Origin of the sequence: Aggregatibacter actinomycetemcomitans, from assembly GCF_023518055.1 — a bacterium.
In the GTDB taxonomy this organism is placed as follows: Bacteria; Pseudomonadota; Gammaproteobacteria; order Enterobacterales; family Pasteurellaceae; genus Aggregatibacter; species Aggregatibacter actinomycetemcomitans.
Map to the genome: position 1 here is coordinate 1317740 of NZ_CP085096.1, position 24843 is coordinate 1342582.

At 42.2% G+C, this 24843-nt stretch carries 23 protein-coding genes and 2 pseudogenes; 8 read left to right on the top strand and 17 right to left on the bottom strand.

Translation table 11 applies throughout. The features are described from left to right. The first annotated feature begins 209 nt into the window (after positions 1–209). The 3 genes from xseB to dxs all read left to right on the top strand — a co-directional run bounded on the left by xseB (position 210) and on the right by dxs (position 3291). A complete protein-coding gene (xseB, locus tag LIN98_RS06655) occupies positions 210–455 on the top strand; it encodes an exodeoxyribonuclease VII small subunit (protein WP_005546390.1) in 246 nt (81 codons plus the stop codon). 10 nt (positions 456–465) lie between these two features. After that, positions 466–1356: a (2E,6E)-farnesyl diphosphate synthase gene (gene ispA, locus LIN98_RS06660; protein WP_005568332.1), complete on the top strand. Its 891-nt coding sequence runs from the start codon at positions 466–468 to the stop codon at positions 1354–1356. A gap of 84 nt (positions 1357–1440) precedes the next feature. Next, a complete protein-coding gene (gene dxs / locus LIN98_RS06665; RefSeq protein ID WP_005546395.1) occupies positions 1441–3291 on the top strand; it encodes a 1-deoxy-D-xylulose-5-phosphate synthase in 1851 nt (616 codons plus the stop codon). 119 nt (positions 3292–3410) lie between these two features. On the opposite strand, the gene LIN98_RS06670 is transcribed toward dxs, so the two are convergent. From LIN98_RS06670 to LIN98_RS06695, 6 genes and pseudogenes are all read right to left on the bottom strand, one after another. Further along, positions 3411–4169: a DeoR/GlpR family DNA-binding transcription regulator gene (locus tag LIN98_RS06670; RefSeq protein WP_005546397.1), complete on the bottom strand. Its 759-nt coding sequence runs from the start codon at positions 4167–4169 to the stop codon at positions 3411–3413. Between the two features lie 67 nt (positions 4170–4236). After that, positions 4237–5280, bottom strand: a complete 1044-nt coding sequence (gatD, locus tag LIN98_RS06675) for a galactitol-1-phosphate 5-dehydrogenase (RefSeq protein ID WP_014167772.1) — start codon at positions 5278–5280, stop codon at positions 4237–4239. 22 nt (positions 5281–5302) lie between these two features. Next, the gene (locus LIN98_RS06680; protein WP_233443970.1) at positions 5303–5929 is read right to left on the bottom strand and encodes a PTS transporter subunit IIC; all 627 of its coding nucleotides are present in this window, start codon (positions 5927–5929) and stop codon (positions 5303–5305) included. Positions 5930–5946: 17 nt separating this feature from the next. Further along, positions 5947–6087 (bottom strand): annotated as a pseudogene (locus tag LIN98_RS06685) (class II D-tagatose-bisphosphate aldolase non-catalytic subunit); the annotation flags it as partial. Positions 6088–6104: 17 nt separating this feature from the next. Further along, on the bottom strand, positions 6105–7055 hold the full coding sequence (locus tag LIN98_RS06690) for a tagatose 1,6-diphosphate aldolase (RefSeq protein ID WP_014167770.1): 951 nt from the start codon (positions 7053–7055) through the stop codon (positions 6105–6107). Between the two features lie 844 nt (positions 7056–7899). Further along, positions 7900–7980 (bottom strand): annotated as a pseudogene (locus tag LIN98_RS06695) (IS200/IS605 family transposase); the annotation flags it as partial. A gap of 67 nt (positions 7981–8047) precedes the next feature. On the opposite strand from LIN98_RS06695, the gene LIN98_RS06700 reads away from it, so the two are divergent. Beyond that, entirely contained in the window at positions 8048–8308 is a 261-nt protein-coding gene (locus LIN98_RS06700; protein WP_080996231.1) for a hypothetical protein, read from the top strand. A gap of 48 nt (positions 8309–8356) precedes the next feature. Here the strand turns inward: LIN98_RS06700 and rplT are convergent, their stop codons facing one another. The 3 genes from rplT to infC all read right to left on the bottom strand — a co-directional run bounded on the left by rplT (position 8357) and on the right by infC (position 9664). Then, complete coding sequence (rplT, locus tag LIN98_RS06705; RefSeq protein WP_005546410.1) at positions 8357–8710, bottom strand: 50S ribosomal protein L20; 354 nt, start codon at positions 8708–8710, stop codon at positions 8357–8359. A gap of 53 nt (positions 8711–8763) precedes the next feature. Further along, complete coding sequence (gene rpmI, locus LIN98_RS06710) at positions 8764–8961, bottom strand: 50S ribosomal protein L35 (RefSeq protein ID WP_249856094.1); 198 nt, start codon at positions 8959–8961, stop codon at positions 8764–8766. A gap of 223 nt (positions 8962–9184) precedes the next feature. Beyond that, positions 9185–9664 (bottom strand): translation initiation factor IF-3, encoded by a 480-nt coding sequence (gene infC / locus LIN98_RS06715; RefSeq protein WP_005546414.1) that lies wholly within the window; start codon positions 9662–9664, stop codon positions 9185–9187. A 374-nt stretch (positions 9665–10038) separates the two neighbouring features. Here infC and LIN98_RS06720 point away from each other — a divergent pair, with 374 nt between their 5' ends. Further along, positions 10039–10818 carry a ferredoxin--NADP reductase gene (locus LIN98_RS06720; RefSeq protein WP_005546417.1) on the top strand — a complete coding sequence of 260 codons (780 nt, stop codon included), beginning with the start codon at positions 10039–10041 and terminating at the stop codon, positions 10816–10818. 116 nt (positions 10819–10934) lie between these two features. Here LIN98_RS06720 and LIN98_RS06725 read toward each other — a convergent pair whose 3' ends face one another. From LIN98_RS06725 to thrS, 3 genes are all read right to left on the bottom strand, one after another. Further along, positions 10935–12170, bottom strand: a complete 1236-nt coding sequence (locus LIN98_RS06725; protein ID WP_187370359.1) for a restriction endonuclease — start codon at positions 12168–12170, stop codon at positions 10935–10937. Then, positions 12148–12501: a hypothetical protein gene (locus LIN98_RS06730; protein WP_005593394.1), complete on the bottom strand. Its 354-nt coding sequence runs from the start codon at positions 12499–12501 to the stop codon at positions 12148–12150. The genes LIN98_RS06725 and LIN98_RS06730 overlap by 23 nt, the downstream gene beginning before the upstream one ends. A 260-nt stretch (positions 12502–12761) precedes the next feature. Then, positions 12762–14693, bottom strand: coding sequence for a threonine--tRNA ligase (gene thrS / locus LIN98_RS06735; RefSeq protein WP_005546427.1), 1932 nt, complete (start codon positions 14691–14693; stop codon positions 12762–12764). Positions 14694–14933: 240 nt separating this feature from the next. On the opposite strand from thrS, the gene LIN98_RS06740 reads away from it, so the two are divergent. Next, positions 14934–15809, top strand: coding sequence for a fructosamine kinase family protein (locus LIN98_RS06740; RefSeq protein WP_249856095.1), 876 nt, complete (start codon positions 14934–14936; stop codon positions 15807–15809). A gap of 58 nt (positions 15810–15867) precedes the next feature. Here LIN98_RS06740 and LIN98_RS06745 read toward each other — a convergent pair whose 3' ends face one another. Both LIN98_RS06745 and sohB read right to left on the bottom strand, forming a co-directional pair. Next, positions 15868–16692: an OmpA family protein gene (locus LIN98_RS06745; protein WP_249856096.1), complete on the bottom strand. Its 825-nt coding sequence runs from the start codon at positions 16690–16692 to the stop codon at positions 15868–15870. A gap of 189 nt (positions 16693–16881) precedes the next feature. Further along, on the bottom strand, positions 16882–17940 hold the full coding sequence (sohB, locus tag LIN98_RS06750; RefSeq protein WP_005546434.1) for a protease SohB: 1059 nt from the start codon (positions 17938–17940) through the stop codon (positions 16882–16884). Positions 17941–18132: 192 nt separating this feature from the next. Here sohB and LIN98_RS06755 point away from each other — a divergent pair, with 192 nt between their 5' ends. After that, positions 18133–18723 (top strand): NAD(P)H-dependent oxidoreductase, encoded by a 591-nt coding sequence (locus LIN98_RS06755; RefSeq protein WP_005546436.1) that lies wholly within the window; start codon positions 18133–18135, stop codon positions 18721–18723. 102 nt (positions 18724–18825) lie between these two features. Here the strand turns inward: LIN98_RS06755 and LIN98_RS06760 are convergent, their stop codons facing one another. The 3 genes from LIN98_RS06760 to rsmI all read right to left on the bottom strand — a co-directional run bounded on the left by LIN98_RS06760 (position 18826) and on the right by rsmI (position 23047). After that, complete coding sequence (locus LIN98_RS06760) at positions 18826–20163, bottom strand: NAD(P)/FAD-dependent oxidoreductase (protein WP_005546438.1); 1338 nt, start codon at positions 20161–20163, stop codon at positions 18826–18828. A gap of 176 nt (positions 20164–20339) precedes the next feature. Continuing rightward, entirely contained in the window at positions 20340–21929 is a 1590-nt protein-coding gene (locus LIN98_RS06765; RefSeq protein ID WP_005589337.1) for a glycerol-3-phosphate dehydrogenase/oxidase, read from the bottom strand. A gap of 269 nt (positions 21930–22198) precedes the next feature. Continuing rightward, positions 22199–23047 carry a 16S rRNA (cytidine(1402)-2'-O)-methyltransferase gene (rsmI, locus tag LIN98_RS06770; protein WP_005546443.1) on the bottom strand — a complete coding sequence of 283 codons (849 nt, stop codon included), beginning with the start codon at positions 23045–23047 and terminating at the stop codon, positions 22199–22201. A 76-nt stretch (positions 23048–23123) separates the two neighbouring features. Between rsmI and LIN98_RS06775 the strand changes: the two genes are divergently transcribed. Beyond that, the gene (locus tag LIN98_RS06775) at positions 23124–24842 is read left to right on the top strand and encodes a penicillin-binding protein activator (RefSeq protein ID WP_014167766.1); all 1719 of its coding nucleotides are present in this window, start codon (positions 23124–23126) and stop codon (positions 24840–24842) included. Position 24843: the final 1 nt, after the last annotated feature.

Consider the following 24843-nt stretch of genomic DNA (forward strand, 5'->3'; position numbering starts at 1 on the left):
TTGATTAACAAAAAATTGTGGGCTATTAGACCATAATTTTTAAAATTTTTATAGCAATTTATATAGCTCTGATTAGCCATCAAGTGCGGTACTTTTTTGCGGCGTTTTTCACCGGCATTTTTCAGCGGAAATACCTCAAATTCGCCCTAACAAAATCACTAAAAATCAAGTACAATACGCCAATTCTATTTTGCGCAAAGGACAATATCATGGCACGTAAGCCGGCTGAAAAAAACGAACCTGATTTTGAAAATACGCTAAAACAGTTGGAGGAAATCGTTTCCCGTTTGGAAAATAACGAACTTTCCCTTGAAGACGCTTTAAAAGATTTTGAACAAGGGATCAAATTGGCTCAATTGGGTCAGGAACGTTTACAACAAGCGGAACAACGCATCCAAATTTTGTTGCAAAAAAGCGAAAGCGCAAAACTCAGCGATTATCAACCGGAAGAATAACGGGTCGGCAATGTATCATTTTTCGCAAGATTTACAGCACGTTCAGCAACGGATTAATCAATTTTTAGCCAAGCAATTTGCGCACATTGACAGCGCCCCCGCGCCACTGGCTGAAGCCATGAAATACGGATTGCTATTGGGTGGCAAACGCATTCGTCCTTTTTTGGTGTACGCCACCGGCAAAATGCTAGGCGCTGACATGGCGCACCTGGATTACGCCGCCGCCGCTATTGAAGCCATTCACGCTTACTCGTTAATTCACGATGATTTGCCCGCTATGGACGACGATGAATTGCGTCGCGGACACCAAACCTGCCACATTGCATTTGATGAAGCCACCGCTATTTTAGCTGGCGATGCGCTGCAGACATTGGCTTTTGAGATCTTAACGGATATTCCTCATTTATCGGCAGAACAAAAACTGATGTTAATTAAAACGTTAAGTGCGGCAGCAGGCGTAAAAGGGATGTGTTTGGGGCAAAGTCTGGATTTAATTTCAGAACAAAAAATCATCAGCTTACAAAAACTGGAACAGATTCATTTAAACAAAACCGGCGCATTACTGACCGCTGCCTTAAAAATGGGCTTTATTTGCTCACCGCACTTTGCCGATGCAGCGTTAGCGCAACAATTGGAACGCTATGCTACGGCCATCGGTTTAGCCTTCCAAGTGCAGGATGATATTTTAGACATCGAGGGCGACAGTGCGACCCTCGGCAAAACCACCGGTTCCGATTTAACCGCGGACAAAAGCACTTACCCGAAATTATTGGGGCTTGAAGGCGCCAAACAAAAAGCACTGGAACTATACGAAAGAGCATTAACCGAGCTAAAAAATTTACCTTTTAATACCACCGCACTTTATGCGTTGGCGGAATTTATCGTTAAACGAAAAAGCTAATTTTTCTCCCAAAGTGCGGTAAAAATTAATCGTGTTTTTAATGTGTCGATATATAAATTTTAACGTCGGAATTGACTAACCATTATGCAAAATTATCCCCTTTTATCATTAATTAATTCGCCTGAAGATTTGCGTTTGTTGAACAAAGAGCAACTTCCTCAAGTGTGTCAGGAATTGCGTGAATATCTGTTGGAATCGGTTAGTCAAAGCAGCGGGCATTTAGCCTCAGGCTTAGGCACGGTGGAACTTACCGTTGCCTTGCATTATGTATTTAAAACCCCTTTCGATCAGCTAATTTGGGATGTAGGACATCAGGCATATCCCCATAAAATTCTGACCGGTCGCCGCGACCAAATGCCGACCATCCGCCAAAAAGGCGGACTACATCCTTTCCCGTGGCGCGGTGAAAGTGAATTCGATGTATTAAGTGTGGGACACTCCTCTACTTCTATCAGTGCCGGATTAGGAATTGCCATTGCCGCCGAGCGTGAAAATGCAGGACGCAAAACTGTTTGTGTCATCGGCGACGGTGCGATTACCGCAGGCATGGCATTTGAAGCGCTGAACCATGCCGGTTCATTGCATACGGATATGCTGGTGATTCTCAATGACAACGAAATGTCCATTTCTGAAAATGTAGGTGCGCTGAATAACCATTTAGCGCGTTTGCTGTCCGGTTCCTTCTATTCCAGCCTTCGCGAAGGCGGCAAAAAAATCCTTTCCGGTGTGCCGCCCATTAAAGAATTTGTGAAAAAAACCGAAGAACACGTCAAAGGTTTTGTCTCACCAGGCAGTACTATGTTTGAAGAACTCGGGTTTAACTACATCGGACCAATTGATGGACACAACGTGGAAGAACTGATTAGCACCTTGCAAAATATGAGCTCACTCAAAGGTCCGCAATTTTTACATATCGTCACTAAAAAAGGCAAAGGCTACACACCGGCGGAAAAAGACCCTATCGGCTTCCACGGGGTACCGAAATTTAACCATTTAAGTGGTGAATTGCCGAAATCCAACGCCACCCCGACCTATTCTAAAATTTTCGGTGATTGGCTATGTGAAATAGCGGAACAGGATCCGAAACTCATTGGCATTACCCCGGCAATGCGCGAAGGTTCCGGCATGGTGGAATTTTCTCAACGCTTTCCGCAACAATATTTTGATGTTGCCATCGCCGAACAACACGCCGTGACTTTTGCCGCCGGTTTGGCAATCGGCGGGTATAAACCGGTGGTCGCCATCTATTCCACATTCCTGCAACGGGCTTACGACCAGTTAATTCATGATGTGGCGATTCAGAATCTCCCCGTCTTATTTGCCATTGACCGCGCCGGCATTGTCGGTGCCGACGGACAAACCCACCAAGGGGCTTTCGATATCAGTTTCATGCGCTGCATTCCGAATCTCGTGATCATGACACCAAGCGATGAAAATGAATGCCGTCAAATGCTTTACACCGGCTATCATTGCGGCAAGCCCGCCGCCGTGCGTTATCCTCGCGGCAATGCGGTTGGTGTTGAATTGGAACCGTTGCAACCATTGGAATTGGGAAAATCCAAACTGATTCGCGAAGGCAAAAAAATCGCCATTTTAAATTTCGGTACGCTATTACCAAACGCTCTGCAAGTGGCGGAAAAACTCAATGCCACAGTTATCGATATGCGTTTCGTTAAACCGCTGGATGCTGCTCGTATTAATGCGGTCGCTAAACATGAACTTATCGTTACATTGGAAGAAAATGCTCTTCAAGGGGGCGCAGGCAGCGCGGTAGCCGAAGTGTTGAATCATCAACAACATCAGGTAAAATTGCTGCAATTAGGCTTACCGGATTTCTTTATCCCGCAAGGCACCCAATCGGAAATGCTCACCGAACTTAAGTTGGATGCTGCAGGGATTGAATGGCAGATTTTGAATTATTTAGGTGAGAAGTAAAAATTAGCCGCATAAAAAACCGTTCCGATGTTGGAACGGTTTCTTGTTCTCAAAAGTGCGGTCACAAAAAACGATGTTTTTATAAATCCTCTTCAATGCCTGCTCGCTCTGTAGGCAGGCTAAACCACCTGCAACGGCATATTTAACCCCGCCAATTCCGCTTTATTTTTTTCCGTAATATTGCTGTCGGTAATAATTAAATTTACTACACTCATTGGTAACACCTGATTAAAACCGTTACGATTGAATTTCGTCGAATCGGCAACACATACCACTTTTGACGATGCTTTCGCCATGATGGAGCTGATGTGATAGCCTTCGTTAAAAGTGGTAAGTCCATTAATCGGATCAATGCCATCCGCCCCGACGAACATAATATCCGCACGAATGCCGTTAAGTGTGTGTTCCGCAATAGTGCCGTGCATGGAGCGGGTTTTGTGACGCACATAACCGCCGCAAATCACCAATGTAATATCTACGGAATCGGACAACACAAAAGCGGCGGGAAGGTTGTTGGTGATAACGGTGATATTCTTAATTTTCAATAACTCATTGGCAATCATCATCGTCGTGCTACCACTGTCCAGAATAATTGTATCCCCTTCTTTAATGAGTCCGGCCGCTGCTTTGGCGATACGGATTTTCGGATCAGGCGATAATAAATAGCGGTCATCCAGAAAGGTTTCGTTATCCTGTGATTGCAGTAATCCCGCACCGCCGTGAAAACGGGTCAGTAAATTTTGCGCTTCCAACAAACGCAAATCGGTACGAATGGAAACTTCCGATACATTAAAGCGTTTGGCAAGATCGCTGACTAATACGCTACCGTTTTCTTTTAATAAGTCGATAATCAGATTTCGTCGATCAAAAGCATTCATAAATATTCCTTATTACAGCAAAAATAAAAGCGTACGAAAGTTTCATACGCTTTTATTATATTACGTTTTACTGAAATTTTAAGACTATTTTTCCATTCATCGGTGTGCCGTCAAGCTTTTTAACTTCGGTAATATAATCTTCAATGAAATTTACCGACGCAATCAGCTTGTCGAATTGAATTTTACCTTGTTTAACCAATTCGATTGCCTTCGTCCATTCACCACCCGGCCACGGCGCGGAATAATTCATCCAAGAACCGAGAATGCTCAATTCTTTGCGCAAAATCAAACCGAACACTTTCTGATTCAGGGTTAAATCATTATGTAGGGTGCCGATCAATGCCACTTGCGCACGCGGACCTGCAATTTTTATTGCTAATTCAACTGATTGCGGAACGCCGGCGGTTTCCAATACGAGTTGGTCAAAACGGCTGTCAAGTAATCTTTTTTCAATTTCTTCTGCGGCTAATTCACGGGAATTGAAGGTTTGCGTAGCACCCAACGCTTTCGCCAACATCAATTTTTCATCGTTAATATCGATGACGGTTACACTTTTGGCACCCAGCGCTTCGGCACACTGGGCGGCAAGCAAGCCAATAGTACCGGCTCCTACCACAATCACATTTTTATCGCTACACCCCTGCGCCAGATTAATGGCGTGCAGACCCACCGTAATAGGTTCGATAAAAGCATCATGCAAAGGGTTGGAATCTGGTGATACTTTCACCAAATTTTTCTTGTTGACGCAAATATATTCCGCATTGGCGCCGAAGCGACGGGAACCGATGAAATTGTAGTTTTTACATAATGAATAATATCCTTTGTGACATTCTTCGCAATCAAAACAAGGCTGTAATGGTGCGCAAACTACCAAATCCCCTTTGCGGAATTCCGTCGCGCTTTTCCCTATTTCCACTACCGTACCACAAAATTCGTGCCCTAGTACGATGGGGTAAAAATGCGTGCCATGGTGAAATATGCGCGGAATATCGGAACCGCATACCCCCGAATACAGTACTTTTACCAGCACGTCTTCCCCATCTTCGATTTTCGGCATCGCAATGTCCGCCAGCACCAATTTTCTGTTTTCTTCAACAACAACCGCTTTCATTTTTTAACTCCCCAAAAACACCTTAATTTTTAACCGCACTTTCAACTACTCGCTCCGCCTTTTCAAACCCTTTTGCGCGACGCCAAGTTAAAAACACGCCCAGCGCATAGATACAGCCGATAACCAACAATCCGATAAGATTTTCAACAGTACAGAGTTGTACAAGTAAATAGGTGATCGGCGAACCGCCCTGATCCATCGACGCCACCTGTTCACCCGCTTTCAATGTGCCTGCATTGGCGGCTAATTGGGTATTCAATGCAATGGTTTGGGTCGCAATCCGAAGAGTGATGGACATGATGATCACACCCGAAATCAGCGTTCTGAATAAATTGCCCTGATGCACCGCTACCGCCATGGCGACAAAGAAACCGATAGTGGCCAAATCGCCGAAAGGCAGCACCTGATTTCCCGGTAAGATAACGGCAACCAAAATAGTCAGCGGAATAAAAATCAAACTGGCGGACACCACTGAGGTGTGTCCAAGCAAGAGCGCCGGATCCAAGCCGATAAGAAATTCTTCGCCGCCGAAACGCGCCTGTAATTTTTTACGTGCTTGCTTGGCAATGGGTGTTAAACCGTCCATGATTGGTTTAATGACGCGTGGCATTAACAACATCACTGCAGCGGTTTTTACCGCTAACTGCAAAATGTCTTTTAACGGATAGACGTCGCTTCAATTAATACATCATTATCCGTCTCCAAATCAAACCGCAACGCTGCTTCAACCACCGGCGGATGCGCCGAACAAACCGAGCAAATTCCCACTTGTTGCCCTGCTTTATGTTTTTTCACTAATTCTTGCATTGTTGCATTCTCCTTTATTACTTAACCGGTGTTGCGGATTTCATTAATACCTCATTGAGTTCATTGATATTTTTTACACCTTGTGTACGTAACCATTCAGCCGCTTGTGCCACGCCTTGAGTTTTAAATGCCTCGGCACTGCCCGCCCAGGTAGCGCGTCCGCACAATACGCCATTAAAGGTAGAACCAGCCGATTTGGCAAATTCAAGCGTGTCTTGAAACAATTTCGGCGAAACACCTGCGCTTAGGAAGATAAACGGAATATCACTGCAATCGCTTTGCTCTTTAAAAAATGCCTGTGCGCTTTTTTGCGTATAGACATAGTCCTCACCATTTGTAAATCCTTGCACATAATTCATATCTACCGGAACTTCCACTTTTAAGACATCCACCGCAAAACGTTTATTCGAAAACACTTTCATCGCTTCAATCACTTTTCCAGGTTTCATTTTTGCGAATTCTTTCTTATACGAAACATTAGAGTCATACGTCAAAATCTCCAAAAAGAACGGCATTTCCTCTGCGATACATTCGGAACCGACGCGTTCTACAAAAGCGGTTTTCACCCGATTAATCGCGTCACCCTCATCTACATCAAAGTACAACAGCAATTTCACCGCATCTGCGCCTTTCTCTTTCAACCCCTTAACCGATACGCCGTCAATCAAATCGGGAAAACGTCCGATTTTGGTTTTGTCATAGCCGGTTTTTTCGTAAGCCATAATTAAACCGCAATGCTGCTCTTTTAATCCCGCTGCCTGCCAGCCAAATTCCGGATCCAACAAAATGGCTGAAGCCCGTGTCGTCAAGTTCTCGGACACTAACCTTTTAAAAATCTGAAGCTGCTCATCCGTTACCTCTTCACCCAGCATCCGCTTTAACGCGCCGCGCTGATCAATTGCTAAAGCGCGAAAAATTCGCTCTTTACCGTATAATTTTTCCAACCGTTTTTGTTTTAATATTGTCATCTTTTTCTCCTACTTTCGATATTCACTTAAAACTTTCGATATGTTTTGAATTAATAATACATAATAAAATAATTTTGAATATGAAAACTTATGAAAGTTGTGATCAATATCACAAAACATTACAAATCGTATTTTCTAAAATTAATAGGCGATGCTTTGCCGGGATTCGAGAGAGAAAAAAGTGCGGTCAAAAATTTTAGTATTTTTTAAAGTAGAAGTGGTAGGCTAGGACAGGCACCATAGAAATCTGTCGGTTACAACCGACAATAGCTGAAAAGAGATGGTTAAGAACAAAAAAACCTCATACAAAAATTTACAAAACAAGTTATTTAATCTTATTTAAAAAGTTTTCTTACTATTTATTAATGAGTTACAGGTCTTCGAAAAAATAGAATGTAAGCTTTTGTAAATTACAAGTTTTTTTTTCATTTTTACGAACTATTTTTTCTGTTTCTAGTCTTAATAATTGCTAGTGCACTGCAAATGCAGTTGTCTTTAAAGTTTTCTTATATTTAAGACCTCCCCGCTATCCAGAATTGGGTAGCGGTTTTTTCTTTTTCGAGAACAGAGAAAAATGTAGTCTATTTTAGAAAGTAGATTTCGTACCAAAACGCTTTTCAATTTTCCTGTAAAACCCTAACAGGACCTAGCTCCCACCCCCTTATAGTATTCAATAAATTCAAAAATATCCAAACGACGATCTATGGTCTCGACTTTATCAATAAAAGAATACACAACACCCAATTTTTCATAAAATGCGCACTGTAGACCTAATTTATTTCGACGATTAAGTAATAATTCTCTTATCCGTTCTAAACTTTCCGTAAATGGTTTTTCCTCTCTATTTCGGTGTGAAGACGATGTGATACTTACAGCTCCATTTGGTGTGTGATAGGCTTGAACCGTCATTGGATTTACTTACCATTGACTTATCCTCCTGTATCTTGAATTTTGGTTGTCAACCTTACAACAGAAGTGGAAACTATTATATTTTGGCAACAAATATTGTTTATGGTTTAGTTTCTTTAATTTTATACCCTTATTCACGCTTTACTTATGAAGGTATTGTTGAATGCATTGTGGGAGATAATATATTCATCACAGATGCATTATTTATGATGACAGTAAAACTGATAACAATGGCTATCTGTTACTTTTTTGCTTTATTTATCTCACCAATCGGACTCATTTGGCTCTATTTCTATTATTCAAAACAAGAAAAAATAGCCAATCAATCAGAAAATCAACAATAATAAAAAGGACGCTCATGAGCGCCCTTATTTTTTATCTAAACTTTAAAATTAAAGTGCAGATTTTGCTTTTTCAACTAATGCAGCGAAAGCCACTTTGTCGAATACGGCGATATCAGCAAGGATCTTACGGTCGATTTCAACAGAGGCTTTTTTCAAGCCATTGATGAATTTGCTGTAAGACAAACCGTTTTGACGAGCCGCTGCGTTAATACGCGCAATCCATAATTGACGGAATTGACGTTTACGTTGACGACGGTCACGATATGCATATTGACCGGCTTTGATCACCGCTTGGAAAGCAACGCGATACACGCGTGAACGTGCACCATAATAACCTTTAGCAGCCTTAAGAATTTTCTTATGGCGTGCTCTTGCAATAACACCACGTTTTACACGAGCCATTATTTAATCTCCTATGTAATATTTTAACTAAAATGAACTGACGTACGTTGTGCTTATGCGTATGGCAAGCACGCGACTACTAATACTAAGTCGGACTTAGCAACCATAGATTTATGGCGTAGGTGACGTTTACGTTTTGTTGCTTTCTTAGTCAAAATATGACGTAAGTGAGATTGTTTACGCTTGAAACCACCGGAAGCAGTTTTTTTGAAACGCTTAGCAGCACCGCGTGCTGTTTTAATTTTAGGCATTGTCTAATAACTCCGCATTGTTTTTAACACTAATCACGCCTTTATCTTTAAAGCGATTACTACGTTAAACCGCTTCACCGTGCAAATTGCACTGTCTTCAGCGGTCTGCCTTGTACTCACTTTAAATCTAAAAGGCTCTATCACAAATAATCAGGCGAATAAAAGTGCGGTTGAAAAAACACTTGGAATTTTCACCGCACTTTTGTTACTTGAAATGCACTGATTATTTCTTTTTCGGAGCAAGCACCATAATGGCTTGGCGACCTTCCAATTTACCCGGTGCAGATTCCACCACGGCAATTTCGGCTAAATCATTTTTAACACGCTCTAACACGTCCAAACCGATATCTTGGTGAGCCATTTCACGTCCGCGGAAACGAACGGTGACTTTGGCTTTATCCCCATCTTCCAAAAAGCGAACCAGGCTGCGTAGTTTTACCTGGTAGTCGCCTTCGTCTGTGCCGGGACGGAATTTAATTTCTTTCACCTGCACAACTTTCTGCTTTTTCTTCTGCTCTTTGGCCGTTTTGCTTTTCTCGTAAAGGAATTTACCGTAGTTCATAATGCGACATACCGGAGGTTCCGCATTCGGGCTAATTTCCACAAGATCTAAAGCGGCGTTTTCCGCCATCTCCAATGCCTGTTGAATCGGAACAATCCCAACTTGCTCACCGTCCTGGTCAATCAAGCGGACTTCTTTCACTCTAATTTCATCGTTAATACGATTAGGGCGATTTACTGCGGGTGCTTTTTTTACGGTTTTAATAATGACATTCCTCTATTAATTAAGTCACAAAACTGCTGTTTTATCTATTAAGAACAGAAGTTAAATTCATTTTGCGTGCTCTGATAATGAGCAAAAAACGGGGTGCATTTTACAGAATTTTGCACCGTTAAGCAATAGCGAAACCGTCCATAAAAATTGATTTTAAAACCTTTTATAGCAATAAAATAATTATAGAAAGAAAATCGGTAATTCAATGCGAAGTAGTATAAAATATCACCACACTAACGATTGGCGGTTTAGCCGCTTTTTACTTTTAATTATTTATTATTTAGGAAAATCAGGAGCTATTTATGAACACATCCGTAAAAGAATATACTTTCACCGAACAAAAAGTCCGTTGGGTGAAAAAACATACGCCGAAACTCCTCTCTTTCAGCATCACCCGACCTGCCGATTTTGATTTTATTGCCGGTCAATTTGCCAAATTAGGTTTTATGAATGGAGATAATTACGTTTCCCGCGCCTATTCCATGATCTCTTCCGAAACGGCGGAATATTTGGATTTTTACGCCATTTTAATCGAAGGCGGCATCATGTCCGCCTACTTTAAGCAAATGCAGGCGGGCGATACGTTACTACTTGAGAAAAAGCCCGTCGGCTTTTTTACCGTCAACCGAATTCCACAGGGTAAGGAATTAATTTTGCTTGCCACCGGTTCAGGCATTGCACCTTTTTTATCCATGCTGCAAAGCGAAGAATTCTGGCAAAAAACGGACAAAATTGTGCTGGTGCATTCCGTGTCTTATGCCGACGATTTAGTTTTTGAGCAATACTTGGCTGATTTAAAAGGTCATTCCCTTATCGGCCAATATGCCGATAAACTAATTTATCAACCGGTCATTACCCGAGAAAAAGTCAACAGCACATTACATCAACGCATTCCCCAATTGCTGGAAAACGGCGAATTAGAACACGCCTTAAATATCCGTTTTAGCAAAACCGATACGCGTTTTCTGATTTGCGGCAATCCGAATATGGTAAAAGCAAGCTATGAGCATTTAAAAGCCAAAGGATACGCCCTTCATCGCGTACATAAAAACGGCGAGATTATGATGGAAAACGCGTTTTAAAGTGCGGTTGATTTTTGATGCGTTTTTTAAACGGTTCTGCCGCCGCGAATTTGTCGGCACATTTGTTGCATGTCGGCGGCGGTTTGATGGAAAAAATAGTGGTAAATCCCTCCAAACTACCCGGATAAAGAGGTTATCGTTTTCATAATCAACTCAGCCACCCTGTCCCCCTCAAACTGAGTTTTAAACACGACTTTCACCTCTTTTGAGATTTGGGTAAATAAACGTTCGGCGTGTTTGATTTTGCGTTCTTCGCCTTTTCGTAAGTTATCCGAACCATCCACGCCTTTTGCTTCAATCACAAAATTCAAAATCTCGCCTGTTTTGGTTTTGACGATATAGGCAAAATCAGGGGAATAAGTCCCGCCTCCTGCCACGGGGATTTTGATAGAATTTTTCGGGATTTTAGTAAACACGGTTACACCTTCAATTTCTTCGCTGGCGATGTTTTGATGTTCAATTTCTGAATCATAAAAAATTTCGCCAAACAAATAACTTGCCGCTGGTTCATGGATTTCATCTGCCATTCGTCCCAAATCAGCCACGCGCACCGCTTTTGCTTTGCCGTTTTTATCGGTAAATTGCGTCGGGTGAATGGCATTATTCACCAGCTGATACCCCAGTTCAAACTTACTAAACGAATGATTTAGCAAAAATTGATTAAACCCGCTTTTGATTTGCGAAATGGTCTGCATATTCAAAAATTGGCTAATATCCAACGTTTCTCGCATTTGATAAAAGGCTTGATGCAGCGTGGTCATTTTGATTTTTGCCGCTGCTGACAAGTTTTCCAAAAACTCACGATATGTCATAGTGTTAAAACGAATCGGCGTATCGTCTAGATTTTCCTTGTCTCGGGTCAGCATCACGTTATTTTTTATGTAGGTTTCCGACACTTTTGTGCGAATGCCTGCTTGTTTGAATTTATCTGCATTTTCCTGCAAATAAACGACAAATAAGGCTAAAAAGTCGGCTTCGGAATCAATTTTATACTGCAAAATCGCTTTGTGATGAATCAGCTCCCACAAGGCTTTTAACTCTTCATATTTGCCTTCACGCATAGGAATAACATCGCCTTTGGTTTTCGCATCAGTGATTTTGCCTTTATGCAAGACTGCGGCAAAGGCATTCGGGAACAGCTGTTTCACCTGTTGATAAGCGGCACTGCTGACGAAATGATCGTTATCATCAATCAGCTGATTAATCAAACGCAATGCGATATTTTTCTTATTGCTATAAGTCTCAATCGCTTGATTTAACTCTTGTTGCAGATGGCTTGGCATATTTTCACCAAACACAATCACGCGGTTTGGATTAAAATCCGTGTCGCTATCCAATTTTTGGATAAGCATTTTTTAGGTGCTTTAACACGTCCAAATTATCCCCTTGGATTAACAGATTTTGGCTGTTGGCATTTTCAGGTTTAGCGTTGTGGTTTTTGTCTTCGCAAAGTAAAGTTTCAGGCGGAAGATTACGCAGCAATTTGGCATAGGATTTACCCAACCAGTTCATTTCGTAAAATTCACGGCTGATGTCGGCTTGTTCTGCAATTTCAGATTGGAATTTTTCTAATAAAAATTGACCGCTTACATCGAAACAATTCGGGAAAAGAGCTTTAAGTTGGGTAAGTTGTGCAGAGTTAGCGGAAACGCCGTCACGAGAGAAAAGTTCTTCGGAGATCATTTATCCTCCGAATAAATTTTTAAGAAAAGTGATAGATTTTGCTTGCAATTAACGTTTAGTTTAGGCAAGGCAAGGCAAGGCAAGGCAAGGCAAGGCAAGCATATTTTTTACTCCTATTACTGGTTGTCAAGTACAAAGTGTACTTTGTTTTATACAATATCGAGTGTTAAAAAGCTGAAACTACGCCGGTCGGAAAAATCAATAAATCTATTGAATGATGATTCCTGCTAGCGTAATTTCAGCTCATTTAATTGTCAGAACTACGCCTCACCCAATAATTTCAATTCGCGATTTCTCACTTGTTTTTTCAGAATGTCTAAAAATTCTTCCACGGTGAAGGTGCCGAGATCTTGACCTTTACGGGTGCGTACTGCCACTTTGCCGGCTTCGATTTCTTTGTCGCCGCAGACCAGCATGTAAGGCACGCGACGCAAGGTGTGTTCGCGGATTTTGAAACCGACTTTTTCGTTACGCAAATCGGTTTTCACGCGCAAGCCCGCATCGGAAAGCTGTTTCGCGACTTTTTGCACATATTCCGATTGAGAGTCGGTAATGTTCATCACGACCACTTGGGTCGGCGCCAACCAAGCCGGGAAGAAACCAGCGTATTCTTCGGTGATAATGCCGATGAAACGTTCAATGGAGCCCAAAATTGCACGGTGAATCATAACAGGCACTTTACGTTCGTTATCTTCTCCCACATAAGAGGCATTTAAACGTTCCGGCAGGAAGAAGTCTAACTGAATCGTGCCGCACTGCCATTCGCGATCTAAGCTATCGGTTAAAGCAAATTCCAGTTTAGGACCGTAGAATGCGCCCTCGCCTTCCTGAATTTCGTAAGACAAGCCGTTATGTTCCAACGCTTTCGCTAAGTCCGCCTCCGCTTTATCCCACATCTCATCGGACCCGATGCGTTTTTCCGGGCGGGTGGAAAGTTTCACTTTGATGTTTTCGAAACCGAAGGTGCTGTAAATGTCATACACCATTTTAATGCAGGAAGTCACTTCGCTTTCCACTTGATCCGGCATACAGAAAATGTGAGCGTCATCTTGAGTAAAACCGCGCACGCGCATTAAACCGTGCAATGAACCGGACGGTTCGTTACGGTGGCAGGAACCGAATTCCGCCATACGTAGCGGTAAATCGCGATAAGATTTTAAACCTTGATTGAAGATCTGAACGTGTCCCGGGCAGTTCATCGGTTTGATGGCATATTCGCGGTTTTCAGAAGAGGTGGTGAACATCAAATCGCCGTAGTTTTGCCAGTGACCGGTTTTTTCCCACAACACGCGATCCATCATGAACGGACCTTTCACTTCCTGATAGTCATATTGTTTCAATTTAGTGCGCACGAAAGTTTCCAGTTCACGGAAAATCGTCCAGCCGTCATTGTGCCAGAACACCATACCCGGCGCTTCTTCCTGCATGTGATATAAATCCAATGCTTTACCGATTTTACGATGATCCCGTTTTGCCGCTTCTTCCAGACGATGCAAATAGGCTTCAAGTTGTTTTTTATCCGCCCAGGCGGTACCGTAAATCCGTTGCAGCATTTTATTTTTGCTGTCCCCACGCCAGTATGCGCCGGCAATTTTTTGCAATTTGAAATGATGACAGAAACGCATATTCGGCACATGAGGACCACGGCACATATCGATATATTCTTGGTGATGATAAAGTGCAGGCGTTGCGGTGCGTTCAATGTTTTCATCTAAGATCGCCATTTTGTAAGGTTCGCCGCGTTTCCCAAAAGTATCCCTTGCTTCTTGCCAACTCACCGGCGTTTTGATGACGTCATAATTGGTTTTTGCCAACTCCAACATCCGTTTTTCAAGGGCGTCTAAATCCTCTTGGGTTAAAGAGCGGTCTAAGTCCACGTCATAATAGAAACCGTTGTCGATGGTAGGCCCGATGGCCATTTTGACGTTTGGAAATAATTGTTTAATGGCGTGACCAAGCAAGTGTGCGGTAGAGTGACGGATAATTTCCAGACCGTCTTCCTCTTTGGCAGTAATAATTGCAACACGGCTGTCTTCGGTAATCAGGTCGCAGGCATCTTTGCGTTCGCCGTTGACACGACCGGCAATGGTCGCTTTTGCAAGTCCTACGCCAATATCTTGAGCAACTTCTAATACGGTAACGGGTTTATCAAATTGACGTTGTGAACCGTCAGGTAAAGTAATAATCGGCATAATAAATCCTTCTACAGTGGTCACCCATACGCAAGGTGACTTGTTTCATTTCATTTAAAAAACGCTTAAAAAAACCACCGCACTTTTATCATCCTTACAAGCGGACAAACCAAGTGCGGCGCGCAATTTTAGCATATTTTACAATGACAACCAAATGTCTAAATTTTGACTTGAGTCACAGTAATTTTTTCTCAATCTTTTACACTATAAACATGATTAACTGAAAAAAAGGAACATGGTATGTGGAAATCGATTTCTCAAGTTTTAGCTGATCAATTCGGGGCGTATTATTCCATCAAAAATAAAACCAAAATTCATACGGGCGAAATGCATGAATCTTGGCTCATTAATGACGGCATTCAACCCGTCTTCGTAAAACTGAATGAAAAGTCCTACCGTTCCATGTTCCGCGCCGAAGCGGATCAATTGATCCTTTTAAGCAAAACCAACACCGTACGCGTGCCTGAAGTGTATGGTGTGGGATGCTCGCAAAATCATAGTTTTTTGTTATTGGAAGGCTTAAATATGCAACCGAATACGCCGCAAAATATGGCGGAATTCGGTGAGCAACTCGCCCGTTTGCACCAATATCACGGCTCAGAAAACTACGGTTTGTCTTTTGATACTTGGCTTGGTCCGCAATATCAACCGAACGAATGGAGCAACCACTGGGCGAAGTTTTTCAGCGAACAGCGGATTGGCTGGCAATTACAGCTTTGCGCGGAAAAACAACTGCATTTCGGTGATACGGAAACCATCATCAAAGCCGTGGCAACGCTGTTGGCAAAACATCAGCCGCAGCCGTCTTTGCTACATGGTAATTTGTGGATTGAAAATTGTGCCAATATTGACGGACATACGGTTACTTATGATCCGGCGTGTTATTGGGGGGATCGGGAATGCGATTTGGCGTTTACCGAATTATTTGAACCGTTCCCGCGTGAATTCTATGAAAATTATGACCGCACTTTTCCGTTAGAAGAAGGCTATCAGGATCGAAAAATCGTGTATCAGCTTTATCATTTGCTTAACTTCAGCAGCCGCTTCCACGGCAATTATGTGGCACTTGCCAATAAATGGGTGCATGATGTGTTGCAACGCTATGAAAATCTATAAGCACAACACAAAAAAAGAAAGGGCATTTAGCCCTTTCTTTATATCTCTGATTTAACCATTATTTTTGATATAACGGAGTTGGTCCTATTTCGCCGCCAACTTGTTTACTTTCATCTTTTGGTGTGATACCGGAAGAGGAAATTTCAACACGACGGTTTGGACGCAAGCAGCTGATTAATTGGCTGGATTTAACATTGTTACAGGCTTGAACTTGGTGAGCTTCACCGTAACCAACTGCATTAATTTGAACATCAATACCTTGTTCAATTAAACGGTTTTTAACACGATCTGCACGACGCTGGGAAAGATCCATGTTATACACTTTGGAACCTAAACGGTCGGTATAACCGGCAACTTTCACTTCCTGCGCTTTGGATTCTTTTAATTGTGCCGCCACTTTATCAACCACTTCTCTGCCTTTCACCGTTAACGTATCTTTATCGAAATCAAATAAGAAATCGGCGGTTAAAGAATAAGAAGAGTTACCGTTACAGCCATTCGGATACCAATAAAAGTTTTGTGCGTTCATGTTGGAATTGAATAAGATTTTATATTGGCACACTTTGTGCTCGCCGTTTTCACGATAGTTAAACACATAGTCCCATTCGCGAATACCGAATAAACCTTCAGCGAAGTGCGGACGACCAATCAAGTTATAAAGCTGATCTTTATTCATGCCTTTTTCAATCATACGAACATTGTCCCAGTTCGGCCAGGAACCGAATTGGCTACCGTTATGATTAAATGTAGATTTTTCAATTTGAGGCCATACTAATTCAGAACCTTCGGCAGGAGTACCTTCTTTAGATACTTTACTTAAGTTACCACAAGCAACAAGAGTTACCGCTGCGATTGCAGATAATAAGAAATGTGATAATTTCATCTGTTTTACCTTATTTTTAGGTGAGTAGAACAATCCAAAGGAACCATAGATATAATAAAAAGAAGGCTCAAAAAGCAATAGTGCAACTTCAATTTCAGCTCCGTATGGTAATTACAAAACGGATTAAAGTAAATCCGAATTTTCTATTTTTAATCAATCTGTATAAATAGAATCGAAAAAAATAGGATGTTATATCAATGTTCTTTCATTTTTCTTAAGCCAACGTAAAGCAATATTATCGGCACTTTCTTCCGCCTGTTTACCGACTTTTTGTAATAACGATTTCTTCACCGCATATTTTACGCCGATAACCGATTTCTCTTTCATCGCCTGTAATAGCAAATCATCGCTGGTCATAATCTCATCCACTAAATTTAAATTTAATGCCTGCTGACCGAACCAATGTTCCCCTGTTGCTACTTTATCCAGATCCAAGTGCGGTCGATTCTGTGCGACAAATTGCTTGAATAACTGATGAGTTTCTTCTAATTCCTGTTGGAATTTTTGCTTTCCTTTTTCGGTATTTTCACCAAAAATCGTCATAGTGCGTTTATATTCGCCTGCCGTCATCACGTCCACATCCACATCATGTTTTTTTAGTAGGCGATGAACATTTGGAATCTGCGCTACCACACCGATAGAACCGATAATAGCAAACGGTGCGGATACAATTTTATCGGCAACACAGGCCATCATATAACCGCCGCTTGCTGCTACTTTATCCACGGCAACGGTTAATCTAATGTTGCGTTGTTTCAAACGCATTAATTGAGAGGCAGCGAGCCCATAGCCATGTACAACACCGCCCGGGCTTTCCAAACATACCAAAACTTCATCAGTGGGTTTGGCAACTTGAATAATAGCGCTGATTTCCTCTCTTAACGCTGCTGTTTCCGAAGCAGAAATATCCCCTTTAAAATGTAAAACATAAAGAGTTGGCTTACGTTCTTCTGCCGGATTTTCGCCTTTTTTACGTTGCGCTTTTAATGCTTTTGCTTTCGCTTTTTCCGCTTTTTTCTCGGCTTTTTCCGCCGCTTTTAATTCGTCTTCGGTGAGATGAAAATCGCTTAATTTTTTACCATTTTCCTCAAATTCCTTGGATAAATCGGTAATCACCAATTCACCGTGCAAATGCGCTTTTTTCTGTTTAATTGCAATAATCATCGCGACCACGGCGGCGATCACAAGTAATAGCGTGATAACTTCCAAAAGAAATACACCATAACCAATAAAAATTTCCGACCACATAATTTTTCCTTCATATTATTAACAAGAGACCAGATTATAGGAGAAGCCTTTCCTTAAAGCTACTTTATCTCTCAAATAAATCGGATTATTAACCCATCGTTAATAGTGCTTTTCAAAAGAAAAGCCTTTATTTAAAAAAAACATTCGTTAAAATGACCGCACTTTTCACTCATTCATTTAGGAAGGAACAAAATGAACAACGTTCTTGTATTAAAATCCAGTATTCTGGCAGACAGTTCACAAACCAATCAATTATCTGATTATTTGGAAAGCAAGCTTACAGGCAAAAATATCGCCGTGCGCGATCTTGCAGTAAATCAACTTCCCCACTTTGGTGCCACTGCCACAACCGCCCTACGCGGTCAACCGACGACAGCGGAAGAAAACGCATTATTGGCGTTATCTGATGAATTAGTCGCCGAAATTAAAAACGCAAACACCATTATCATCAATGCACCGATGTATAATTTTAATATCCCTACCCAATTAAAAAGCTATTTTGATTTCATTGCACGCCCTCGCGTAACATTTCAATATACGGAGGAAGGCCCTGAAGGATTATTAACAGGCAAAAAAGCCGTGGTATTAGCTGTATTCGGCGGGTTCCACCAAAATCAATCTTCCGATATCGTCACGGCATACTTAAAAATGATTTTAGGTTTCGTAGGTATTACCGATGTGCAATTCGTGTATGCAGAAGGCATTGGTTTTGGTCCTGAAGCGGTTGAAAAAGCACAAGCGCAAGCGAAAGCAGAAATAGATAAAATTGTGGCCGCACTTTAATCTCATAAATCTCATAAGAAACAAAAAAGCACCTCTAAGGTGCTTTTTTCATTTAAAGTGCAGTTACAAATAAAGTGCGGTCATAAAAAACAACATTTTTTATTAATGCAACTTTAATGATGGGCGTAGGAAACGATTCAAATGCCCTACCACAATAATCAAACCGGTTTTAAAACAACCGTGTAGCGCCGCCTGGTGCATACGATAAAGCGAAACATATACCCATTGCGCGATTTTCCCTTCAATGGTCATCGAAGAACCACCCGTGATTTTACCGCTTAAGGCACCAAAAGCGGTGAATTCCGATAAGGAAACCAACGATCCTTTATCATTATATTCAAAGTCTTTTAACGGCTTATTATCAAATAAAGCAACCATATTTTTCGCACATAAACTTGCCATTTGATGGGCTGCCTGCGCCTTAGGCGGAACCGGTTTTCCATCGTCTTGCATCAAGAAACAACAGTCCCCCATAGCAAAAATCGTACTATCGTTTGTAGTTTGTAATGTCTTCTTCACAACGAGTTGATTGATGCGGTTAATTTCCAAACCATCGAAATTTTTTGTAATAGCTGACGTGCGAATGCCTGCCGACCACACGATTAAATCTGCAGGAATTAACTGACCATCTTTTGTCACCAATTGTTTTTTCTTAGCTTCAACAATCATCGTATTAGTCTTTACATCCACGCCGAGTTTACGTAATTCTTCCGTGGCATCATTAGAAATACGCTCCGGCAAGGCTGGCAGAATACGCGGACCGGCTTCTACCAAGGTGACTTTTAAACGGCTACTGTCAATTTGACCGTATCCATAAGAAGACAAATGCTCTGCCGCATTATAAAGTTCGGCGGAAAGCTCCACGCCCGTTGCACCCGCGCCAACAATGGCAATATTAATATGCCCGTCTTCTACTAATTGTTGTTTACTCTCTTCCTCACCAATATCGTCCAGGGCTTGATTTTCACGGAATTTAAGGAACAGCTCCAACATTTTGTGTTGGAAGCGCATGGCTTGTGACGGGTTATCTAAGAAAATACAGTTTTCTGCCACACCTTTAGTATTGAAATCGTTGGATTTACTGCCGATGGCAATGACTAAATAATCATAAGGAATGCGACGGGAAACCACGATCATATCGCCGTCTTCACCGTAAACCGGGGCAAGTTCTACATATTTATGCTGACGATTTAAGCCAACCATGGAGCCTTGCTCAAAATTGAAATGATGATTGCAGGCATGGGCACGATAACTCAAAGCTTCTACGCCGTCATCTAATGCGCCTGTTGCCAATTCATGCAATAACGGTTTCCATAAATGGGTTTGGTTGCGATCAATTAAAGTGACATTGGCGCGTTTTTTGCGTCCAAGTTTGTTGCCTAAGTGGGTGGCAAGTTCTAACCCGCCGGCGCCACCACCGACAATAACGATGTTTTTCATAACTACCTCTAAACTAAATAAAAAAATTGCAAAATTTAATTAACAATATTTTAACACCAATTTATTATTTTTGCTTAGGGTTGATTTGTAAAAAAGGAAAATACTTCGTTACCGTTATGTAAATACAAAAAAAGGCAACATAAAATTGCCTTTAAGAGCTCATTGAATATTCTTGACTAGACTTGCGGCATATAATCCACAAGCAAACAGTGTTTCGCAATGTTTAAGAATTTTTCTGTTTGTTCTTTTTCCCATTGCGCATCTTTGCCTAATTCTTTCGCCAGAATATTTGCCACTTTCGCAGCACTGTCCATCGCCGCACGGGCATCAAGGAACAACAAACGCACACGGCGGGCAAGGACATCTTCCACAGATTGCGCCATTTCCTGACGTGCCGCCCAAACCACTTCGGCAATGGTATTCGGATGACGCGGATGAATTTTTTCTGTCATTGCCGGATTTTCCGCTTCCAAGGCTTTAATTGCCGGGATGTCGGCACCGTAAATGTATAAGTGATTTTTCAAATCTACCTGTTCCGCCGGAATTTTACCGTGAATCGCTAACTTCGTGGTGACACAGGCTTTTTTCGCTAATTGCGGATGCACTTTCAAAGCTTCATCCACCGTATCTTCCGACATTTGACGATAGGTCGTCCATTTACCGCCGGTAATAGTAACCAAACCGCTATCGCTGACCACAACTTTGTGGCTACGGGACACTTCTTTCGTGCTTTGACCGGCTTTTTCCGGCGCCGCTAACGGACGTAAACCGGCAAAAATACTCAACACATCATCACGGGTCGGTTTCTTGGTGAGGTATTGACCTGCCGTATCCAAAATAAATTGAATTTCCTGTTCCAACGCAACAGGTTCGTAAGACGGTTCTTTCACCAGCGTATCCGTTGTTCCTACTACCAATCTTTCATGCCATGGCACCGCGAATAAAACACGACCGTCGGAAGTTTTCGGAATCATTAACGCGTCATCGCTCGGTAAGAAGGATTTATCCAACACCAAATGCACCCCTTGGCTTGGCACCACGAATTTTTTATCGGTACCGTGATCCATGGATAACACCTCATTCATGAATACACCGGTGGCGTTAATCACTGCCGTACCATGCACGCTATATTGTTCGCCGTTTAATTCATCGGTAAATTTAACGCCGTTGATTTTACCTTGCCCGTCCTTTAACAACTCAGTCACTTTCGCATAATTAAGCACGGTACCGCCTTGTTCAACCACGGTTTGCGCGATATTTATCGCCAAGCGGGAATCGTCAAACTGACCGTCTTTATATACCACGCCGTTTTTCAAGTCCGTTCCGTTTAAGGTTGATAAACGCTGCATCGTGGTGTCTTTATTAATCGCGATGGTTTTACCCAAACTTAAATCGCCGGACAAATAATCATACAACCCCAACCCGACACGGTATTTCACGCTGTCGATAAAATTATAGTTAGGAATAATAAAATTCTGATTTTTGAACAGGTGGGACGCGTTTTTTGCTAAACGACCACGTTCACGCAACGCCTCTTTCACTAACGCCACATCGCCGGCCGCCAAATAACGCACGCCGCCGTGAACTAATTTGGTACTACGGCTTGAAGTCCCTTTTGCAAAGTCATAACCTTCCAACAACAAGGTTTTATAGCCACGAGATGCGGCATCTAAAGCAATCCCTAAACCGCTGGCGCCACCACCGATGACAATAAAATCCCATTTATCCGTACTCGTTACTTTCTCAAGTTCAATATTTCTTTGCATTTTCCACCTCGAATTTGATATAAATCTGTTCATTTTTAAATCTAAATGTTCGTTTATGCTCATTTTATCATAGCAAACGAAATCAAAGGAAACAAAGACGCGGACAATTTTCGAATATTGTGATCATGATCACGCTTAACACTATGCACAATTCAGATAGTGGATTTAGTTTTCAGTTTAATGAAAAATTTGGGAGAGAATAGCATGCCAACGTATTGACTAAACACGCCTAGGGAGAATAAGAAACACTGAGGAAAACCACCGCACTTTTAACTCAAAAACTCCAATCCGAACTGATACAACTGATTTTTCTTATAGCCGTAAAGCTCCGCCACAATGGCGGCGGCTTTTTTTAACGGCAATTCGCGACTGATGAGTTCAAGGGCTTTGATGGCTTGCGGTGAGATTTCTTCGGCGTTTTCTTCTTTAGTTTTGCCTTCGACAATTACCACCATTTCGCCTTTGGTACGATTGGGTTCTTCTTGCAGCCAAGCCAGCAAATCCGCCAAATGATCGCCATGAATGGTTTCCCAGGTTTTGGTAATTTCGCGCGCTAAAACCACATAACGCTCGCCACCGAACACCGTTTGCATATCCGTAAGGCTGTCTAAAATGCGGTGGGTGGATTCGTAGAAGATTAAAGTGCGGTCTTCTTCGGCGACGTTTTTCAGTTTGTCCAAACGGGCTTTACTTTTCGCCGGTAAAAAACCTTCAAAGCAAAAACGATCGGAAGCAATGCCGGAAGCGCATAAAGCGGTAATTGCCGCGCAAGCGCCGGGCAGCGGCACAACCTGAATGTCCGCCTGACGACATTGACGCACTAAGTGAAATCCAGGATCGCTGATAAGCGGTGTCCCCGCGTCGGAAATTAACGCGATGTTGATGCCTTGTGACAACTTTTCCACCAGGGCACCCGCTTTTTGTTGTTCGTTATGATCATGTAAGGCAAAAAATGGCCTTTTAATGCCATAATGGCTTAATAATAATCCGCTGTGACGGGTGTCTTCCGCCGCAATTAAATCCACCTTTTGGAAGGTGTCTAACGCCCGTTGGGTGATGTCCTGCAAATTGCCGATAGGGGTGGCGACGATGTATAAAATTCCTTTTGAATTGCTCATTTCGTGCTTCTTTTATTTGCTTTTAGTTGGTGAGATAAGTAAGATCGCTCCGATTATTTAAACCAATGGAGTAATTATGCCTATTCTATTACAACGCATTAATTTAAAAAATCGATTAATGCCCTTTTTATTTACGCTCTTTTTAGCCGGTTGTACGACGAATTTCTTCGGCAGCAGCTTCACCGGCGAGCTAAAAAAAGATGCGAATGCGAGCTCCGAATTTTACATGAACAAAATCGGACAAACACAAGATATTGAAGATCAGCAAACCTATAAACTTTTAGCTGCACGCGTTTTAGTTACCGAAAATAAAGTGGCGCAAGCGCAATCTTTATTAAATGAATTGACCGAGTTAAATCCGGAACAATTATTGGATAAAACGTTGATTGATGCCGATATTGCGGCAGTGAAAGGTCAAAATAACGAAGCGGAAAACTTACTCAAAGGCATTGATTTAACCCAATTAAGCTCCTCTCAGGTCGGGCGTTATTACGCAGTGAAAGCCCGTGTTGCAGAAAACCAAAATGCCATTATTGATGCGGTGAAAGCGCGCATTGAAATGGATCATGTGTTGAGCGACATACAAAGAAAACAGGAAAATAATGACCGCACTTGGGCGTTATTACGTCGTACTAATCGTGGTTTAATCCACAATACGTCCGATGAAGGCAATTTGGCGTTAGCCGGTTGGTTGGCACTAGCCCGCGCCTATAACGATAACTTAAATCAAGCGACTCAATTAAGTCAGGCATTACAAAGCTGGAAGTCATCCTATCCGAACCACTCCGCCGCCTATTTATTCCCAACCGAGTTACAAGGTTTATTTAACTTCCAACAAACTGCCCTTTCACAAATCGGTTTGCTTTTACCGTTAAGCGGTAACGGTCAGGTTTTGGGCAATACCATCAAATCCGGTTTTGATGCGGCAAAAGGCGAAGATACCACCATTCAGGTGCAGGTGTACGACACCGTAGCCACCCCGATGAACGAAATCATCGAACAAGCCAGACAAGCAGGCGTACGCGCCCTTATCGGTCCGTTATTGAAACAAAACGTAGATGTTATTTTGAACAATCCGTCCGCTATTCAGGGTTTAGATGTGCTTGCATTGAATTCTACCCCGAATGCCCGCGCTATCGGTCAGGTTTGTTACTATGGTTTATCGCCTGAAGACGAAGCGGAATCCGCCGCCAACAAAATGTGGCGTGACGGCATTCGCGAACCGATGGTCGCGGTGCCGCAAAATGATTTAGGACAACGCACCGCAACCGCATTTAATGTGCGTTGGCAACAATTAGCCGGCACCGATGCAAATATCAAATATTACAACCAAGCCGGTGATGTCGGCGTTGCGCTCCAAGGACAAAGCGTACAAGGGCTTTATATCGTTGCGAAAAGTGAAGAATTATCCGACTTGAAAGGCGTGATTGATAACAGCGGCAACAACATTAAATTGTACGCCAGCTCACGCAGCAACTCTTCCAATAACGGTCCGGAATACCGTTTATTGATGAACGGACTGCAATTCAGCGATATTCCATTCTTTAAAGATACGGATTCCGCGCAATATCAAAAAGTGGCGACCGAAACCAATAACGATTATTCCTTAATGCGTTTATATGCGATGGGTGCTGATTCCTGGTTATTAATCAACCACTTCAATGAACTTCGCCAAGTGCCGGGCTATAACATTGACGGTTTAACCGGTAAATTAAGCGCCGGTCCGAATTGCAATATCGAACGTGATATGACCTGGTTCCAATACCAAAACGGCGGTATTCAGGTATTGAATTAAG